Source organism: Paraburkholderia sp. RL17-368-BIF-A, assembly GCF_046054045.1.
In the GTDB taxonomy this organism is placed as follows: domain Bacteria; phylum Pseudomonadota; class Gammaproteobacteria; order Burkholderiales; family Burkholderiaceae; genus Paraburkholderia; species Paraburkholderia graminis.
In genome coordinates, this window is sequence record NZ_JARESN010000003.1 from 305,943 (window position 1) to 324,130 (window position 18,188).

The window sequence follows — 18,188 nt, forward strand, 5'->3', positions numbered from 1 at the left end:
CCAACCGGCGGCATGCAGCCCGCGCACGGCGTGCGCGAAACCATGTCGAACGACACTGCTTTTGTCCGGGGAGTTTGCAAGAATCGCGTGACGTTGGCGGCCCGCTCTCTCACCCAGCGAAACGCGGCTCCGGCAAACCGCGCACACCCAGCCCCGTCACCGCGAACAACCCGCCCTTCTCGCGTTCTTTCTGCGGAATGCCCCACATCGGGCGGCCCATCGTCGTCACGTAGAGCGTGTCGAGATTCGGGCCGCCGAACATCACGCTCGTCAGATTGCGCACGGGGAATTCGACGACGCGGTCGAGCTTGCCGTCCGGCGCGAAGCGCAGGATGCGCCCGCCGAACACCAGCGCGGACCAGACGTAGCCTTCCTCATCGACGGTTGCGCCGTCGAAAGTGCCAGCCATGTCGCGCGCCGATGCGAACAGGCGGCGGTTGCCGGCGGCGCCGGTTTCGATGTCGTAGTCGTACGCGTACATCTCCCTGCTATACGTGTCCGTGAAGTACAGCGTGCGATTGTCGGGGCTCCAGCAAGGTCCGTTCGAACAGCTGATGCCCGAGTCCAGCCGCGCCAGCGTGCCGTCGATATCCAGGCGGTACAGACCGCCGCTGCGCGTTGAGCGCTGGCCGCGATCCGCGTCGTAGCGGTCGAAATCGTAGGACATCGTGCCCGCGATGAAGCGGCCGCGCCGGTCCACCTTGCCGTCGTTGAAGCGGGTCTCGGGATCGTCGCTTTCCGGATCGGCGATGAACTGCACCGTCTGCGCATCGAAGTCGTAAAAATGCAGGCCGTTGGCAAGCGCCACGACCGCGCCGCCCTGCTCGCGCAGCGCCATCGAACCGATATGACGCGGCACGAAAAAGCGCTTTACCTCGCTGCCGTCCGCGCGGCAGCTATAGATTTCCGCGGCTGTACTGTCGATCCAGTACAGCCGTTCCTCCTTGACATCCCATAGCGGGCCTTCACCAAGATGATTGTTCGCATCCACGAGCAAGCGTACTTCAGGCATCGTCGTCTCCTTGTTGGCACGATGTTGGCGCTTCGGTTCACTCCTTGTCCTTGAGCGCGCGCCGATGAGCGAGCAGCGCCATCAGACGCCGATCCCGCCAGCGGCTGCGCTCCTCGATACGCTCGCGCGGCAGCGCGGCACGCCGCTCGGCATCGAGGCGGTCCAGCGTGGCGGCGGCCCAGTCAAAAGGCACGCGCGTTTCGGCGATGCTGCGGTATGTGCCGCCGTAGCGCTGTGCATAGTCGGCCACGCCGCCCGGCGCGTTCAGATCGATCGTCTCGAACGGACCCATGAAGGACCAGCGCATCGCGAGACCGTCACGCATCACCGTGTCCAGATCGGCGGCGCTCGCATAGCCCTGCTCGTAGAGGCTCAACGCCTCGTCGAGCACCGCGCCTTGCAGGCGGTTAAGCAGAAAACCCGAGATTTCGCGATTCACCGTGACCGGCTTCTGTCCAGCCAGCTCATAGAAAACGCGAGCACGTTCGAGCGTGTCCTGCGATGTCCAGGGCGCCCCGCACAACTCGACGAGCGGCACGAGCGACGGCGGGTTCACCGGATGCGCGACGAGACAGCGCGCGCGGCCTTCCAACGCTTCGGTGAACGTGGATGCAGGCAGACCGGAGGTCGAACTGGCAAGCAGCGCGTCGGGCTTCGTCAGACGGTCTAGCTGCGCAAAGAGCGTGCGCTTCACGTCGACGATTTCGGCAATGTTCTCCTGCACGAGATCCGCCTCTGCGACCGCTTCGGCAAGGGTCTCGCATGTTGTGATGCGCGCGACGAGCGCATCCACCGGCTCGTCGATCAGATCGAACGACGCGAGGTCCTCCACGCTTTCGCGAATGGCCGGGACAGCGTCCCTCAGCATGTCTTGCGAGGCGTCGTGCAACTTCACGTCGAAGCCGCTGCGCGCGAACACAATCGCCCACGCGCGCCCGATGCGCCCCGAACCGATTACCGCTGTCGTCTTCGTCTGCATGAATGTGTCCCGATGTTATGCGCGCCGGTCGCGCAGCGTGATGACGGCCGCCAGCACGACGAGCCCATTGATGATGTCGCGCACGGCGGGCGGCACGGTCGTGCCCGCGAGCAGCGTGCCGAGAGCGGTCAGCAGCAGCGCGCCGCCGAACACGCCGAGATAATGCCCGCGCCCGCCGGTGATCAGCGCGCCGCCCACGACGACCACCGCGATGGACGGCAGCAGATACGGATCGCCCATACCGAGGAACGCCTGTGAGCTGAAGCCCGCGAGCAGCAAACCGACGAGCGCCGAGCACAATCCCGAGAGGCAGTACACGGCGATCAGCGTGGTGCCGACACGCACACCGGAGAGCTTCGCCGCGACCTGGGAATTGCCGACCGCATACACGCGCCGCCCGAACGGCGTGCGATGCAGCAGCAACAGCGCAAGCGCGAGAAACACCGGCACGCTCCATGCGGCGAACGACAAGGGCCCGAGTTTGCCGTTGGTGAATTCGCTGATCGCGGACGGCGACCAGCCTTGCGGCGAGCCATTGCAGTAGATCAGCGTGAGACCTTGCAGCAGGCCGTTGGCGGCAAGCGTCACGACGATTGGCGGAAGGCCCAGCATCACGACGCCCACGCCGTTGAATGCGCCGACGAGCAGGCCGACGCCGAGCACGGCCGGGACCGCCCACGCCGCCGCGGCGTTCGCGCCGTGCGTGAGGCCCGTGAGAAGAACGCCGGCCAGCGTGATGAGCCAGGGCATCGAGAGATCAAGTCCGCCGGTCAGGATCACGGCGCCCTGTCCGAGGCCGAGAATCGCGAGGAACAATGTCAGCGTCAGCAGGCTGCTGTAGAAGTTCGCGCTGGTCAGCACCGCTGGGCCATACACGAAGCCGGTGATCACCACTACCGCGAAAAACAGCAGGTACGCCGGCACGACATACTTGACCCACTCGCGGTTGCGCTCGATCCAGTCCGCAATCGCGCGGCCCTTCAGCTCCGTGTTGGCGATCGGCTGAAAACCGCTCACTTCGAAGGACACGCGCCGCGCGTGAGCGTCGTTCTTCACTCGCGTGCCGGTTCGCATCGCCCTCAGCCATTGCGCCGCGTGACGCGCGCATTCATGCGCGGCCGACTGCTTGCCGATCGACGAACCGAGTACCGCGAGAATCAGGATCACCGCTTCCGCGATGGTCGTGAAGAACGCCGACACGTTCAGCACCAGCAGGATATTCACGGTGACCATCAGCGTCATGGCGGCGAACACCGTGCCGACGCAGCCGCCCCGCCCGCCGCCGAGCAGCGTTCCGCCGAGCACCACGGCGGTAAACATCGACAGCAGCAGCGGACGGCCGACGAGCGGATCGGCAGAGCCCGTCTGCGCCGACACGTACAGGCCCGCCGCCGCGTAGAACATGCCTGCGAGCGCGTAGGTCATGATGCGATAGCGCGTGACGGGCATGCCGTTGGCGTACGCGCTGTCCGCGTCGCTGCCGAGCGCGTACAGACCGACGCCGAAGCGCGTGCGCCGGATAAACGCCCAGATCAGCAGCGCGGCGATCAGCACGCCGGCCGACATCGGCAGTTTCCCGTCAATCAGATCGGATGTGATGAACGCGCCGAACTCGTCGCCGACGCTGCCGCCGGGCTTGTTCTGGATCAGCAGCGTCACGCCCTGAACCATGAACATGGTCGCGAGCGTGACCACGATGGATTGCAGGCGGAACCACGCGATCAGCGCGCCATTGATCAACCCGATGCCGCCGCCTGTCGCGAGAATCAGCGCCGCACCCGCCCATTGTTGAAGCGGCGTGCCATGCACGAAGCGCACCGCGAGCACGTTGGCGAGCGACACGACTGCCGACGCGGACAGATCGAAGCCGCCCGACAGCACGACGATGGTCTGTCCGAGCGCGGCGAGCGCGAGCGTCGTCGCGCTCGAAATGACGGAGCCGATGTCGTACGCGCCCACCGGCGTGGCCGACAGCGCGCCCCACGCAACGAGCATCGCGACGAGCGCGCCGATCGCGATGATCAGTCCGCGATGATGATCGACTCGCGCGGCCCAGGCAGCGCCCGCGCCTCGACGCACGATCCCGCTGTCGGGCGACGCAATAGCTATTTTCATGGCCAACCTCTCAGCTGGAAAGCATGTTGCGCATCACGGCTTCTTCCGTGAGCGCATCGCCGGACAATTCTCCGACGTTGCGGCCGCGATACATCACCGACACGCGGTCGCACACATTGACGAGTTCGGGAACATCGGTCGAATAGAACAGCACGGCGCCGCCTGCCGCGGCGAACGCGCGCATCAGCACGAAAATCTGATGCTTGGTGCCCACGTCGATGCCGCGCGTCGGATCGAACATGAGCCAGACGCGGCTTTGCGTGAGCATCCACTTGGCCATTGCGATCTTTTGCTGGTTGCCGCCCGAGAACGACAGGCACGGCTTGTAGAGCGCGCGCGGATTCACTTCCATCTGCGCAAGCGACCTCGCGATCGCGGCCTGCTCGCGCTTGCGGTCGATCAGTCCAAAGCGCGCATAACGTCCGATCACCGGCAGCGACACGTTCTCTCCGCCGGGCAGACGCAGAAACAGCCCTTCGGTCTTGCGGTCTTCAGGCAGAAAACTGGTCGACACACCGGCCTTCAGCGAATCGGCGGTCGAGGTCAGCGTGACCGGCTTGCCGTCGATACGGATTTCGCCGTCGTCGATATAGGTCGCGCCGAACAGCGCCTCGAACAGTTCGCGCTGGCCCATACCCTGCAACGCCGCGATGCCGTGCACTTCGCCGGCGACAAGCGTCAGGTCGAAGTCGCTCACCATGCCGTCCACGCGGATGCGGCGCGCCTGCATGGCGGGCGGCCGGGTTTGGCCCTGCGCCAGCGCCGGCGGCGCGACCTTCGGCGGATATTTCGCTTCCATGGAGCGGCCGATGACGAGGCGGATTACCTCGTCGTCCGAAATGTCGGGCGTGTCGAACGAGCCGACATCGCGGCCATTGCGATACACGGTGAGGCTGTCGCAGAACTCGCGCACTTCCTGCATGCGGTGCGAGATGAACACGAACGTGACGCCCTTTGCCTTTAACGCGTCGATCCGGCGCGAGAGCCACGCCACGTCCGCGCCCGACAGCGACGAAGTCGGCTCGTCGAGCAGCAGTACTTGCGGGCCACGCAGGATCGCCTTCGCAATCTCGATCTTTTGCCGCACCGGCAAGGACAGATCGCGAACATACGCACCGGGGCGCACGTCCGGCAGATCGAGCTCTTCGAGCCACTGCGCCGCCATGCGCTGCGCCTCGCGCATTCTGATGCGGCCGAAGAGCCCGGTTGGCTCGTACGACAGAAGCAGGTTCTGCGCGACCGTGAGATCGCGCACCAGCGTCATCTCCTGAAACGCCGTCTGCACGCCGGCGCGATGCGCGTCCTGCGGGCCGCGCATCGTCAGGTCGCGGCCCATCACGCGGATGGTGCCCGCGTCGGGCTGCATCAACCCGGACAGCAGCTTGACGGTGGTGGACTTGCCTGCGCCGTTCTCGCCGAGCAACGCGTGCACGGCACCGCGCTTGACGCGAAACGACGCGCCGTCGAGCGCGACCGTCGCGCCGAAGCGCTTGGTCACGTTCGACAGGTCGATGGCGAGAGATGCGTCGCTCATGACAAGGTCCTCAGTCCTGGTTGCCCGTGAGCGCCGCGTTGAAGCCGACCTCTCTGGTTTCCTCGGAATAGATGTCCGCGAACCAGCCCGGCGGCACCTTGTCCGGCATGAAGGCCGTGCACCCCGCCTTCAGTTCGTCGATGCTGCCGGTCTTGCACAGCCTGGACTGCGGCGTTTCGACGAGCGGCAGCTTGAGCGTGATGCGCTGCGGGAAGTCCTTGCCGTCCAGCTTCTGCACGGCCATCTTGAGCGCCATTGCACCCGAATACGGCGGCGCGCCATACGAAATCGAACGGTAGCCGATCGAGCGATAGGCGCCCTGCCCTTTCACCTCGCCAGGCGGCAGCATCTGCACGCGATGACCGTTCGACGACTCACCCGCGCAGGGCTTGATCTTGTCGTCGGCGATGCCGGCATCGAGCTGCATCGACGCGGCGGTGAAGCAGCCGACCTGCATCCACAGCCCGTCGATCTTGTCCCAGCTATTGGTCGCGAGAATCTTCGACAGCTCGGTCTTGGCCGTGGCCTGACTCCACATGCCCGTGCCTTCCGCCACGACCTTGATGCCCGGATACTTCGCGAACACGGCCTTGGCGGCTTCGGTGCGGGCGCGATCCACCGACGTGCCCGGAACGCCGTTGATCAGCACGATGTTGCCCTTGCCGTTTAGCGTCTTCGCGAGCCATTCCGCCGTGACGGTGCCGGCCTGGTGCTGGTCGATCGTCACGTTGTGGGCGCACGGTTCGGTCACTTCGCCGTCGTAGGCCGCGACGACCACGCCCTTCGAGCAGGCGTTCTTGATTGCGCGGTTCAGCGCCGTGGGCGAGATCGGATAGATGATGATCGCCTTCGCGCCCGCCTGCACCATCGAGTTGATCTGCTGGATCTGCTTCTGCGCGTCGGTGCCCGCGACCTGCACCTCGAGATCGACCTTGTCCTTCAGCGCGGGCGTGTTCGCCATCGCCTTGACCATGTTCGCGGCCTCGGTCTGCCAGTCGTTGCCGACATAGCTCATCGACAGGAACACCTTGTACTTGCCCGCCGCATGCGCCTCGCCGGAGACAGCGAGCGCCGCAGCGAAGCCGATACCCATACCGATACCGAGCGCCGTCAGTCCCGCACGACGAATAGATTGCGTCCATGCTTTCATGTCATCCTCCAATGTTCGTTTTTGTGTCGAACTACGCTTCAGCCAGAAACCGGTACATGCGGCAAGCGCGCACTGGCCGGCAATGCGATACCCGCGCTGCCCGGCACGACGTTGGGATCGTGGCCGGGGATCACGTAATCGGCGATCTGGCGAATGCGCGTGAGCGAGCCCATTTCCGCAAGCGTCTCGTGCACGATGCCCACCGGCACCAGATCGACGATGTTTTCCATGCAGTTCGCGCAATCCCCCGCGATCAGCACCACGCCGTCTTCCGTATCCACCGCAACCGATTGATGGCCGGGCGTATGTCCTGGTGTCGGCACGACGCGCACGCCCGGCACGATATCGGCGACGCCATGCACGAACTGCCAGCGGAAATACGCGAGCGGCTCGCGGCCGATCAGAAACTCCTGGTAGTACGTGGCCTGCGTCGGCAGAGGCTGGCCCGCGTATTCCCACTCTTTCGCCTGCACGATAAAGCGCGCGTTTTTGAACAGCGTATTGCCGCCCGAATGGTCGTAATGCAGATGCGTGTTGATGACAATGTCGACCTCGTCCGCGCTCCAGCCGACGTATTGTTTGAGTGCGCGTTCCAGCTTCTCTTCCGGCGCCTGGTCGCAAGGACACACGAAGTCCGACACCCACCCCGGATCGTGAATGCCCGTATCCACCACGATCTTTTTCTGCGCGCCGACAATCGCCGTCGACCACACCGGCACCTTGATCGACTGCCCGAAATAGCGGCCGTACACCTGTGACGAGCGATCGACGGTGAGCCAGCCCGTCGGCATCGCGACTACTTTCAATCTGGCGTTCACGCTGCGCTCTCCGCTATCAGAAGTTGGTGTTGGCCGCGCCCTTGAGTTGAAGCATCTCGCGCGCTTCGGCGGGCGTCGCGATATCGAGCGACAGGCCTTCGATCACCTGGCGTATCTTGCGTACCTGTGCCGCGCTCGATTCCGCGAGCTTGCCCGGCTCGATCCACAACGAATCTTCAAGGCCGACGCGTGCGTTCGAGCCTTGCGCCACGCCGATCGAAGCGAGCGGAATCTGATTGCGTCCCGCGCCGAGAATCGACCACACGTAGTCCTTGCCGAACAGGCGATCCGCCGTGCGGCGCATATGCGCGAGGTCTTCCGGATGCGCGCCGATGCCGCCGAGCAGACCGAATACGCTTTGCACGAAGAACGGCGGCTTCGCGAGCCCACGGTCGACAAAATGCGCGAGGTTGTACAGATGCGAGATGTCGTAGCACTCGAACTCGAAACGCGTGCCGTTCGCCCCGCAAGACGTCAGGATGTATTCGATATCCGCGAACGTGTTCTTGAACACCAGATCGCGGCTGTTCTCCAGATGCTTGCGTTCCCAGTCGTACTTGAGTTCCTTGAAGCGCTCGAGCATCGGATACAGGCCGAAGTTCATCGAGCCCATGTTGAGCGACGCCACTTCCGGCTGAAAATGATGGGCGGGCTTCAGGCGTTCCGCGACCGTCATATGCGGGCTGCCGCCCGTGGTGAGGTTGATGACTGCATCGCATTCGGCCTTGATGCGCGGCAAGAACTCCTGGAACACGGCGGGGTCCTGGGTCGGATGACCGTCGTCCGGATCGCGCGCATGCAGATGGATGATCGCCGCGCCTTCTTTCGCCGCGGCAAGCGCGGCATCGCCGATCTGTTGAGGAGTGACCGGCAGATACGGCGACATCGACGGTGTATGGATCGCGCCCGTCGGCGCGCACGTGATGATGACCTTGCGTTTCGTTGCCATGTGAGCCTCGTGCGGTTAGAGGAATTCGACGTTGCCGCAGACGGATATCGCTTGTCCCGAGATGCCGCTGCCGGCGGGCGAACACAGAAAGAGCGCGGTGGCGGCCACTTCTTCCGGCGTGGTCATACGGCGCAGCGAGATTTTGGCGAGATACTGCTTCTCCATCTCTTCGTAGGAAAGTTTGAGCTGCTTCGCGCGCGCCGCAATCACCCGCTCGATGCGCGGGCCTTTCACAATGCCGGGCTGTATCGCGTTGACACGGATATTCGAAGGCCCGAGTTCGATGGCAAGGCTCTTGGTCATGCCGACCACCGCCCATTTGGTCGCGGCATAAGGCGTGCGGAACGCATAACCAAGACGCCCGGCCACCGACGACAGCGCGATGATGGTGCCGCCGTCGCGCGCCTGCCTGAGAAGCGGCACCGCGCGGCGCGCGAAATAAAACTGCGCGTTGAGATTCACGTCGACCGTGTTGTTCCATTCCTGCTCGTCGAGCTCGTCGACGCCGCCGGTCGGCCCGGCAATGCCTGCGTTGTTGACCAGCACGTCGAGACCGCCGAGCTTCGCCTGCACATCGACGAAAACGCGCTCCACGGCCGCGCGATCCGCCACGTCGGCGAGCGTCGCCGTGATGCGGTTCAGTTCCACACTTTCCTGGGCTTTTTGAAGCGCGTCGATCGCCTGCTGGCTCGCATCGCAAACATGCACGCGAGCACCTGCTTCGATGAACGCCTGGGCCATCACGAGGCCGATGCCCGATGCGCCGCCCGTGATAAGCACGCGCAAGCCCGCGTGCGGCTTCAGCATCTGAAGAACCGTCATTGTCTGTCTCCGTTGTCCGTGTTTTTACAACTCAGGCGCGTGCCTGTTCGCCGGGGTCTTCGCCGTCCTGTATCGCGCTTTGCAAGCGCTCCTTCAGATCGGCGGCGGCTTCGCCGATGTCCTGCTCGATGCCCGCGCGCGCGCCCTCGCCGTCGCTGCGCCACAGGGCCTCGACGATATGGCGGTGTGCATCCATCGACCTGCGCATGTGCGGAATGTCGGGGGCCACGAGATTCAGAAACGGGCCGATGCGCATCCACAGGTTCTGAATCGTGGACAGCGTGATATCGCTCGCTCCGTGCGCATAGATCGCGATGTGAAATTCGAAGTTGCTGCGCAGATAGGCCGGCACATCGCCCGCTTCGACGTGCGCGTTCATGGTGTCGAATACCTGTTGCAACACAGCGAGATCTTCGCGGCTCATGCGAGTCGCAGCCCGCTTTGCGACGGCGCCTTCGAGCGCGATACGCACGTCGCGCAGTTCTTCGAGGAGTTCGACTGTCATGGGAGGGACGATGAGCGCGCGGCCCGGTCCGTCGATCAGCGCGCCCTCGGCTTGCAGGCGTGTGAGCGCCGCACGCACCGGCATGGTGGACGAGCCGACCGCGTCCGCCACGCTGCGCAGGCTCAGCAATTGTCCTGGCGCGAAGCGTCCGGTCATGATCGCTTCCTTGAGTTGCGCATAGACGCGACCGGCCATCGTTTCACGCGCCACGAGCTGAAGCTCGGGCAGGTCTGAACTCGTGCGTGGCGCCACTAATGCCTCCGTGGATTCGCTGCGATGTGAGATTCCGGCGCAAGTGTGACCTGTGATCACACTTGCGTTGAAAGAAGTTTGGCCTTTGCTCGAGCCCGAGTCAACCGTGGATTGCTAGGGGAAAACGCGGAAGGCTTTCCATCGCGTTGGGCCCCAAACAGGCTTCAACCGATGCGGCGGCCGCAGTACAAAAACGCTCGGCTTAAATGAAACAGCCTGAACGCTCATGATCTCGAGTCGAGACGTCGCTGGTGCCGCGCTTACGTTTTGCCGATGCCGTCGAAGAAGAGATCAATCAGGTGGGTGACGCGGGATCTGGTTGTGCCGCCTTGCTCGACGGCGAGAGCGATCGCCGTCACGACACACACGAGATCGCCGATGGAGACGTCCTTTCGAACCGCCCCCGCCTTCTGGGCCCGCTCGAGCAGCCGGCGTCCTTCTTCACTGCCGGCGCGGCAGCCAGGCGTCCCTTCCTGTAATACCGTTCCGAGCAACGCAGCGAGCCCGCGATAGTGGTTCGCGTGGTTCACGAGCTCCTTGACGAAGGCGCGTAGGGACGCGATCGGTTCGAGCTTGTCATCGCGTGCGCGGCTTGCTTTGGCAAGCGACAGCAGGCGCTCATCACTCGCCGCGGCAAGCAGCGCGTCGCGCGTCGGGAAACGACGGTAGAGCGTGCCGATACCAACGTTGGCGCGCCTCGCGATATCGTCAAGCGAAACCTCAGCGCCGCGTTCGAGAAACAGCGCTTCCGCCGCTTCGAGAATGCGTTCCCGGTTGCGGGCTGCATCGGCGCGCAGCGGTGCTTCGTCGGTCGTCGAACACTTTCTGTTCATCGTTGCCTTGATTTCTGTTGATAAGTGGATGATGCCTCCATATACTAAGTGGAGCAATACTCCACTTAACGAGGAACGCATATGGCAAAGCGATTCGGGAACAAGGTCGTGGCAATCACCGGCGGCAGCGAGGGCATCGGCCTTGCGAGCGCCAGGCTTTTCGCGGAAGAAGGCGCGCGGGTCTACATCATGGGGCGCAGGCAAGCTCGACTGGACGAGGCGATACAGGAAATCGGCAACGGTGCGGTGGGCGTTCGGGGGGACGCGAGCAACCTCGGCGACCTTGATCGACTGTATGAGCGCATCCAGCGCGACCACGGCAGGCTCGACGTGGTTTTCGCAAATGCAGGCGTTGCCGAAGTGGAGCCGCGTCCGCTGGGCACCATCGACGAGGAGGGTTTCGACAGGCTTTTCGGCCTCAACGTGCGCGGCATGCTCTTCACTGTGCAGAAGGCCTTGCCGCTACTTTCGTCGGGTAGCGTTGTCGTCCTCAATGGCTCGGTGGCTGGCAGCAAAGGCTTTCCTGGCCAGTCGCTCTACAACGCAAGCAAGGCGGCTGTGCGGTCGTTTGCGCGAAGCTGGACGACCGACCTGAAAGAGCGAGGCATTCGCGTGAACGTGGTCTCGCCGGGCGGGACCGAGACAAGCCCGATGCGAAGCTACCTCGATGCGCGGCCCGGAGTCGAAGATATGCTGAACCAGCTCGTGCCGCTGGGGCGTCTGGGCCAGCCGGATGAAGTCGCGCGCGCCGTGCTCTTTCTGGCGTCGAGCGAGAGCAGCTATATCGCGGGCGTTGAACTGTTCGTGGACGGCGGGTCCATTGCCGTTTGAGCCCTCGATGTCGCTGTCGCGCCGCTTATCGCGAAAGATCTCCAACTTACGCCCGCGGAACTGGGCATCGTGTTCTTCGTCGGGTATTCGCTGTTCTGCTTCGTCGGCGGCTATGCGGCCGACAGGTTCGGCGCGAAGCGCGTGCTCGTTGCGGGCATGTCGCTGGCGACCTTCTATCGTATCTCGTCCGCTCGTATATCGGCTTGAAGCGCTTCGGCCTGTTCTATGGGATCGCGTTTTCGGGCTACGCCTTTGGCGCAGCGTCTGGACCGGTCGCGGTCGGAAGGTATTTCGACTTGCGGCACAACTATGGACTACCGCTGCAAGTCGCCCCGCTTCTGCCGCTTGCGGCCGGCGTTCTGCTGCTGTCGCTTGGCAGTTGTGTGAATGCGGGAGCCCTGCATACCGCAGGGCGTTGATACCTGCCGCTACAAACCTGACGGCTCGGACCGGCTGCAACGCCGTCGGAAAATGACCGTTGGCAGTTAGCTGCGTTCAGTTGACGCTATTCGAAATCGAAATGCATGCGGCATTCGAATAGCGTTCAACGGGGGCCGCCGCGTCAGGCAATCCATCCACCGTCGACTGTCAGGCTTTCGCCGGTCGTGTAGCCTGCTTCGGGGCTGGCGAGATATGCGACGGCCGCCGCGATTTCTGCGGGTTTGCCGAAACGGCCGACGCTCGCGAGCTTTACCATCGTCGCGTGATCTTCCGTGCCGGGCTGCGGAGCAAGTTCTGTATCGATCGGGCCGGGCTGGACAGCATTCACGGTCACGCCGTATTTGCCGAGTTCACGCGACAGCCCGCGCGTGAAGCCTCTGAGAGCGAACTTCGACGCGATGTAGAGCGTCACGCCAGGCAGTGGCGCGGCTTCGCCAAAGGCCGAGCCTACGTTAATGATGCGCCCCCAGCCAGCCGCGACCATGCGCGCCGCCGCGTCTTTTGCCAGTTCGATCGGCGCACGAACATTCAAGTTGAAGTGCGTGTCGTACGAGCTCTCCGAAGAATCGAGAAATGGTCCGTACTCGACTGTGCCCGCGTTGTTGACAAGGATGTCGAGCCGCCCCTCGAAACGGCCGCCGAACGCGCCGTTCAGCGAGTCGACGAGGCTTCTGACGCCTTCCGGTTTCGACAGGTCCGCGCCCACGGCTTCAGCCTCGCCGCCGGCATCGCGAATCTCGTTGACGACTGCTTGGGCGCGCTCCGCACTCGACGCATAGTGAACGATGACGGATGCACCATCGCGCGCAAGACGTGCCGCAATGGCTGCACCGATTCCGCGCGAAGCGCCGGTAACGAGGGCGAGTTTGCCTTTCAGAGCTTGAGTCATGGTTTTCCTCAACGGGTAGGTTTTGAATCGGTTCTCCGGCTTGAACTGCAGGAGAGACCGCTGCATCAGAGCCAATCTGTGATGCATTGGTTGATGCGTATCCTCCGCTCAGGCGGCGTCGTACGGTAGTCGTGGCCGAGGAATAGCTCCTATTCCTGCGGCAAGGGAACAGGTCGGGGCGAATCGAACCGGGCTGCACTGCGGCTAGGCAATCGGGTCGTCGCTGGATTTGTGCTCACTGAGAATGTGCTCGACGAACGCGACGAACGCGCGCGCTTTCGCTGTCGTCATACGCCCGGCCGGAAAAACTGCCCACAGGTCGATGGTGGGCAAGGTCCAGTCAGTCAGGACGGCCTGCACCGTGCCGTCCGCGAGTTCAGGCGCGAACATCCATTCCGATGCGACAGCAAGGCCCATGTGAGCGAGCACTGCCGTGCGCATGCCTTCAGCCGCGTTCACGCTGATTCGGCCGGACAGGGTCACGGTTGAATCAGATCCATCATCGCGGCTGAACAACCATGATTCACCGCCGCCTCGCACGGAATAGACGACCGCCTGATGCCGGCCGAGGTCGACAGGTGTTTGCGGAACTCCGGCTTCCGCGAAATATGACGGCGTGCCGACTACGAATCTCCGCCCGCTCGCGATGCGACGCGCAGTCATGGACGAGTCGTCCAGCGTGCCCATACGCAAAGCGACATCGACGCCCTCTTCCAGTAAATCGACAGACCGGTCGTCAAGCACGATGTCGATGCTCAGATTGGGGTGTTGATAAAGGAAAGACTTTAGCGCCGGCAAAACGTGCAGCCGGGCGAAGGTGACGGCCGCGCCTATGCGCAGTTGCCCCGACAGACCATCGGAAGACTCGCGCACTGCCTGTTCGGCTTGATCTGCCTCATGGATGGCCCTGAGCGCGTGCTCATAGAACCGCTGCCCGGCCGCCGTCGGCGCCAAGCCACGAGTCGATCGTAATAGCAAACGGGCGCCCAGACGTTCCTCCAGTTGGGCGACCGCCTTTGAGACAGCTGGCTGACCTAGCTTCAACCGACGGGCGGCGGCAGAGAATGAACCCGCATCGACAACCGTCACAAAGGTTTCCATCGTCACCATGCGGTCCATGCGCATCCTCCTGGCAAGTTTGTCGGCGAAAATGCGCAGTGTAGCGAAACGGCGAGCGGCTCAGGAGGACATGTCAGTACCGTTTCCGATACCGACAGTTCCATCAGGTAATCAGGTATAGCCCAGACCGTGCAGCCCCATGCCGGACAATGGTGTGAGGACGCAATTTCGCAGGCGCCCCCGACGGGCTGCCGCCTATCGCGCTGTCACGAGATCAAAGGCACGTAATGGAGCGGTCCGATCGTCGAGGCGAACTTTTCGGGGACATCAGTTCGGCCATTGCCGGAACTCAGGTGACGATGTCCGTGAGGCAGTTGTAGATCGGGCCCCTGCCGTTCGCGTATCAATTGGCCCAATGCAGGGTCCGGATGTCAGCGAACGCGTGCTTTCGGTCCCGAAGCGGTCGTCGGGCCCGTCCTTACTCGAAGGGCGCTTTCAAGCTATAACGGCCATTCTGACGGTCATTTTGGTCGGCGGGTCATCGGGGTCGTTGCAGCCGTTCGAGTGTCGGCCACTGTTAGCGACCTCGACTCTTATGTCAGCCTTTCCCCGTTGTCGCCGCGGCGCTCACACGCACCCGCAGCGAGAGGCCGCCGTGGCGATCGATATCAATGGTCGGGCGATGCAAGAAGACCGATCCGCCCGACCTGGTCGAAGGGGATGTCTGCGCATTCCGCCTCGGTTCTCCTTTTCGCTACGCACCGGAGGGTCCCAGGGTGATCGGAATCACTGAGCCTGGAAATCCACAAGCCGACGCCAATACTCATCCTGTCGCCCCTCGGGACTTCCTTCCTGCTGCCACAGAACGTAGGCGCGCTCCCGAAGATGCTGGTCGAGAGCGCGATGCCAGTATTCTTCCGCACGCCCTTCAGGGCGCCCGTCTTTCTCCCAGAGCAGATAGGCGCGTTCCCGAACAGCCTGCTCCAGGCCCGATTTCGTTTCCGAGTCCCTCAAGAAGTCATCGCCGTAGGGAGCCATCTGACCGCCCCGGCTCGTGTGCATCCTGGCCGTCAGGGTACCGAGTTCAGCGTCCGGCACAAGCCGGCTGTGCGCTGCTGCTTCCAGCGCCTTGGCCAGGTATTCGGAGTCGTCGGCGTTGCCCGACTCGCCCAGCGTAATCGGGTATGTGTGCAGCACAGTGCCGCTGCGGTCTATTACGTCAACCAGTCGCTCGATCATGATCGTCTTCCAGGTGTTTTCGTTGGGATGGAGGGGCCAGCCCACTGCTGGCCCCGGACCTGCACCGCTTGGGACGCCAATAGCGGCCCGCACAACTTGAACGCGTATCATGCCTGGCGGTAGGCCCGCACAAGGCCATTGGGACGAACCTCCGTCAGCGCGCTGCATTCAAACGCTATGACAAATTGCACACGGACCGGGGAAGTTTCTGAAGAACAGCCTTTTCAGCTTCTCGTCGCAGGTAACAGGAAGTGCGCAATTTTCGTGCTGGACCCGGACGGTTTCATCAGAACGTGGAATGCCGGCGCCAACGCTTCACGGGCGATGCTGCCAGTGAAATCATCGGCCTGCACTTTTCGTTTTTTTGGGAGCATGACCGCGCTACCAACCGCTGAGCAGCCGGTCAATACGAACGGTATCGACTGGCGCTCTCAGTCCGAGCGAATTTTTCTATGCGGACCTGCATAACGTTTCGGAAAACTGAACTCCAGGGATGCAGGTAAATAAAGACGTCGATGCCAGCCAAAGGGTATACAGTGGGTAGACCGGTCGTCCATGAGCGACCTCCAGCTTAGGAGCCCCATCATGCGATCGCAATTCAAGCCCGCTTCTGCTGCAATTGGCAGGGAGAGCGAGTACGCCGCCGAATGCAGGACGCGTGCTCATATACTCGACGCAGCGGATGCTCTGAGAGCAGAGAAAAGACGCGCCAGTTACGCCACGATCGACTCCAACGCCACTAAGTGGCGCTACTCGGCCGTGTACGAGAAAGACTGATCGCGGTGCTTAAATTTCCCAATCCCAGCCGTAGCTACGATGCCGCCCGACATTGCGTGTGTTTCTGGGGGTACGACGATTCGCGCGAGATCACCTTCATGATCGACGACGCAATGCTCAGAAATCTGCAACCTGGCGTTGGGTCCGACGAGCGTTCGCTGCTTGGTGCCTTTGACGAGTTTCGTGAAAAGGTTCTCGAAATCGCAAACAGGCAGTATGTCGGCGGCCCGCAGAACCGGTATTCGATTTCATGATCTACAGCCCTGTCACGAGAATGTTTCCTGATCTGTGAACACCGGCTTCGTGCAGGAAGCGCGCATGGTTTCGACGCCATAGTTCGCCAACCTCCCGCCTGGAATAAGACCCGTACCAAGATATGCGCCGGCCGGAACTGCAGCGCCCGGGCATGTGCCGGCTCGCCCCCTCTCCGATTTATTTCTGACGCACAGCGGTTCATCCCGGCGACCGTCGGGCGGTGGCCTTGCCTGATATCAATGCGCGCTCGACTTCATTGAATACGTTAAGCAGTCGGGTTACGCGCCTGGTGCCGTCAGGAAGCAGACTCTGCTGCTGCGATAGCGACGAAACTCGACGCTGCCAGTACGCTAGCGCCAGGGGATTTCCGTGCACAAGTAACGGAATGATCCGTTCGAGATGCGCCAGATCTCCTTCGAATTGGTAGCGCGACATCAGGATCCTTGCAAAGGTAATTCGGTGTCGCGGATCAGCTCTTTATGGGCCGCGCGCTCTGCGCGCTCCCGTACCAGCGTGTGAGGCGTCCCGAACGTCTCACACGAGCCATTGATGGCTTTACGCGCATGGCTTCAAGTCGAAATCAAGGTCGCATAAAGCCGCCTCCAGCACCCAGCAATTTCCTTGCGTGCCGGATCCACTGCTTCGGCCCTCTGTATTGAGTGCCGTCGACAACCCGCTTTTCATCTTCGGGGCCCACGGGCATACCATCATCCGTCGCATTCGCCGCGGCCTCTCTCTGTTTCCTGCTTTCTGCCAGTTCTTCGGCATTTACCTGGTCATCGATCATGATGCACTCCTGCTATGGAAAAAACTGGTTCGCCATCAGGTGGTCGGCGTCGCCCCGATAGCGGGACGACGCGACCCATCGCAAGGTCGGGTTTTGAATGCTGACGCGGTCGTGGCGCGCGATGGAAGCCGTCCGCGAACACCCACCGTAAAACCGGCATCTAGGACAATTGCCCTTCGTCCCGGTTTCCAAGTTCGTGCACGGCAGCCAGCGTAAAGAACATGGAGCGCGTCGAGTGTCGCCCTTTTGCTGCAGCATCCACTCGCTGCAGCAGACTCTCGGGCAGACTGAATTGAACGCTCACAGCTTTCGAGGTAACCCGCGTCAGGTTGATCTCGACGAACATCCAGATCCCTTGCCCATCGTCCATGTCGAGCGATTGCAATTCGGATGTACTGCAGGTTGGAGCGGGTATGAGTTGCTCGCTGCGGTCATACATCAGTTCGACAACCTCTTGCGCGTTGCGTCTCAGCTTATCGAACGAATGGCCGCTCGCAACTGCTCGGGGAAGATCGGGAAAACTGGCGCGAAAGCCGGCAGTTCCGTCACGGTGCACATAAAGCGGATATTGCATGACCTGCTCCACTCAGCTGCGTGCTGACTCGCATGCGGTACGTCATAGCGTACGAACGACGGGAACTGCCTGGGTCCTTTGGCATACGGATCACGATGCAGAAGGAATGCGTGGTGAGAGTACGTACATAGCTCGTACTCTCTGTATTCGATAGTGGAGATGGTCATGATCGCGCGCTCCTTAAGCGATACTGACCGTCATGAACCGATACCTGTCCGGATGCGAAAAAGGGCCGTCAGGTACATCTGGATCTTCACCATGCGCTCATGGCCGTCGAAAAGCAAACTAAATCGTGACAGTGTGAAAGGAAAGCGTGCGTCGCGCCTGCATCGCCGGGACGGCCTGCTCATGCAGGTCCAGAAAGCCC

17 protein-coding genes and 1 pseudogene are annotated in these 18,188 nt (G+C 62.6%); 3 read left to right on the plus strand and 15 right to left on the minus strand.

Annotated elements, in window-relative coordinates; all coding sequences use genetic code 11:
- Positions 1 to 109: 109 nt before the first annotated feature.
- The 10 genes from P0D87_RS07345 to P0D87_RS07390 all read right to left on the minus strand — a co-directional run bounded on the left by P0D87_RS07345 (position 110) and on the right by P0D87_RS07390 (position 11,026).
- Positions 110 to 1,012 (minus strand): SMP-30/gluconolactonase/LRE family protein, encoded by a 903-nt coding sequence (locus P0D87_RS07345; RefSeq protein WP_006051458.1) that lies wholly within the window; start codon positions 1,010 to 1,012, stop codon positions 110 to 112.
- Between the two features lie 37 nt (positions 1,013 to 1,049).
- Positions 1,050 to 1,991 carry a 3-hydroxyacyl-CoA dehydrogenase gene (locus tag P0D87_RS07350; RefSeq protein ID WP_053858323.1) on the minus strand — a complete coding sequence of 314 codons (942 nt, stop codon included), beginning with the start codon at positions 1,989 to 1,991 and terminating at the stop codon, positions 1,050 to 1,052.
- A 15-nt stretch (positions 1,992 to 2,006) separates the two neighbouring features.
- Positions 2,007 to 4,106, minus strand: coding sequence for an ABC transporter permease (locus P0D87_RS07355; RefSeq protein WP_029970763.1), 2,100 nt, complete (start codon positions 4,104 to 4,106; stop codon positions 2,007 to 2,009).
- Between the two features lie 10 nt (positions 4,107 to 4,116).
- Complete coding sequence (locus P0D87_RS07360) at positions 4,117 to 5,640, minus strand: sugar ABC transporter ATP-binding protein (protein WP_053858324.1); 1,524 nt, start codon at positions 5,638 to 5,640, stop codon at positions 4,117 to 4,119.
- 10 nt (positions 5,641 to 5,650) lie between these two features.
- Positions 5,651 to 6,790, minus strand: a complete 1,140-nt coding sequence (locus P0D87_RS07365) for a sugar ABC transporter substrate-binding protein (RefSeq protein ID WP_029970761.1) — start codon at positions 6,788 to 6,790, stop codon at positions 5,651 to 5,653.
- A 38-nt stretch (positions 6,791 to 6,828) separates the two neighbouring features.
- Positions 6,829 to 7,608, minus strand: coding sequence for an N-acyl homoserine lactonase family protein (locus P0D87_RS07370; RefSeq protein ID WP_006051453.1), 780 nt, complete (start codon positions 7,606 to 7,608; stop codon positions 6,829 to 6,831).
- A 16-nt stretch (positions 7,609 to 7,624) separates the two neighbouring features.
- A complete protein-coding gene (kce, locus tag P0D87_RS07375; protein ID WP_006051452.1) occupies positions 7,625 to 8,557 on the minus strand; it encodes a 3,5-dioxohexanoate:acetyl-CoA acetone transferase in 933 nt (310 codons plus the stop codon).
- 15 nt (positions 8,558 to 8,572) lie between these two features.
- Positions 8,573 to 9,379 carry an SDR family oxidoreductase gene (locus P0D87_RS07380; RefSeq protein ID WP_053858325.1) on the minus strand — a complete coding sequence of 269 codons (807 nt, stop codon included), beginning with the start codon at positions 9,377 to 9,379 and terminating at the stop codon, positions 8,573 to 8,575.
- Between the two features lie 31 nt (positions 9,380 to 9,410).
- On the minus strand, positions 9,411 to 10,136 hold the full coding sequence (locus P0D87_RS07385; RefSeq protein ID WP_006051450.1) for a GntR family transcriptional regulator: 726 nt from the start codon (positions 10,134 to 10,136) through the stop codon (positions 9,411 to 9,413).
- 260 nt (positions 10,137 to 10,396) lie between these two features.
- Positions 10,397 to 11,026, minus strand: coding sequence for a TetR/AcrR family transcriptional regulator (locus tag P0D87_RS07390; RefSeq protein WP_232292347.1), 630 nt, complete (start codon positions 11,024 to 11,026; stop codon positions 10,397 to 10,399).
- Between the two features lie 24 nt (positions 11,027 to 11,050).
- Between P0D87_RS07390 and P0D87_RS07395 the strand changes: the two genes are divergently transcribed.
- Both P0D87_RS07395 and P0D87_RS07400 read left to right on the plus strand, forming a co-directional pair.
- Positions 11,051 to 11,800 carry an SDR family oxidoreductase gene (locus tag P0D87_RS07395; RefSeq protein WP_053858326.1) on the plus strand — a complete coding sequence of 250 codons (750 nt, stop codon included), beginning with the start codon at positions 11,051 to 11,053 and terminating at the stop codon, positions 11,798 to 11,800.
- 24 nt (positions 11,801 to 11,824) lie between these two features.
- Positions 11,825 to 12,007 (plus strand): annotated as a pseudogene (locus tag P0D87_RS07400) (MFS transporter); the annotation flags it as partial.
- A 355-nt stretch (positions 12,008 to 12,362) separates the two neighbouring features.
- Here P0D87_RS07400 and P0D87_RS07405 read toward each other — a convergent pair.
- The 3 genes from P0D87_RS07405 to P0D87_RS07415 all read right to left on the minus strand — a co-directional run bounded on the left by P0D87_RS07405 (position 12,363) and on the right by P0D87_RS07415 (position 15,428).
- Entirely contained in the window at positions 12,363 to 13,130 is a 768-nt protein-coding gene (locus P0D87_RS07405) for an SDR family NAD(P)-dependent oxidoreductase (protein ID WP_053858327.1), read from the minus strand.
- A 204-nt stretch (positions 13,131 to 13,334) separates the two neighbouring features.
- Complete coding sequence (locus P0D87_RS07410) at positions 13,335 to 14,249, minus strand: LysR family transcriptional regulator (RefSeq protein ID WP_053858328.1); 915 nt, start codon at positions 14,247 to 14,249, stop codon at positions 13,335 to 13,337.
- Positions 14,250 to 14,975: 726 nt separating this feature from the next.
- Positions 14,976 to 15,428, minus strand: a complete 453-nt coding sequence (locus P0D87_RS07415; RefSeq protein WP_029970754.1) for a DUF2934 domain-containing protein — start codon at positions 15,426 to 15,428, stop codon at positions 14,976 to 14,978.
- Positions 15,429 to 16,201: 773 nt separating this feature from the next.
- Between P0D87_RS07415 and P0D87_RS07420 the strand changes: the two genes are divergently transcribed.
- The gene (locus tag P0D87_RS07420; protein WP_035570457.1) at positions 16,202 to 16,459 is read left to right on the plus strand and encodes a DUF1488 family protein; all 258 of its coding nucleotides are present in this window, start codon (positions 16,202 to 16,204) and stop codon (positions 16,457 to 16,459) included.
- Positions 16,460 to 17,040: 581 nt separating this feature from the next.
- Here the strand turns inward: P0D87_RS07420 and P0D87_RS07425 are convergent.
- Positions 17,041 to 17,247, minus strand: a complete 207-nt coding sequence (locus P0D87_RS07425) for a hypothetical protein (protein WP_029970752.1) — start codon at positions 17,245 to 17,247, stop codon at positions 17,041 to 17,043.
- 160 nt (positions 17,248 to 17,407) lie between these two features.
- The gene (locus tag P0D87_RS07430) at positions 17,408 to 17,821 is read right to left on the minus strand and encodes a type II toxin-antitoxin system HicB family antitoxin (RefSeq protein ID WP_053858329.1); all 414 of its coding nucleotides are present in this window, start codon (positions 17,819 to 17,821) and stop codon (positions 17,408 to 17,410) included.
- Positions 17,822 to 18,188 lie beyond the last annotated feature (367 nt).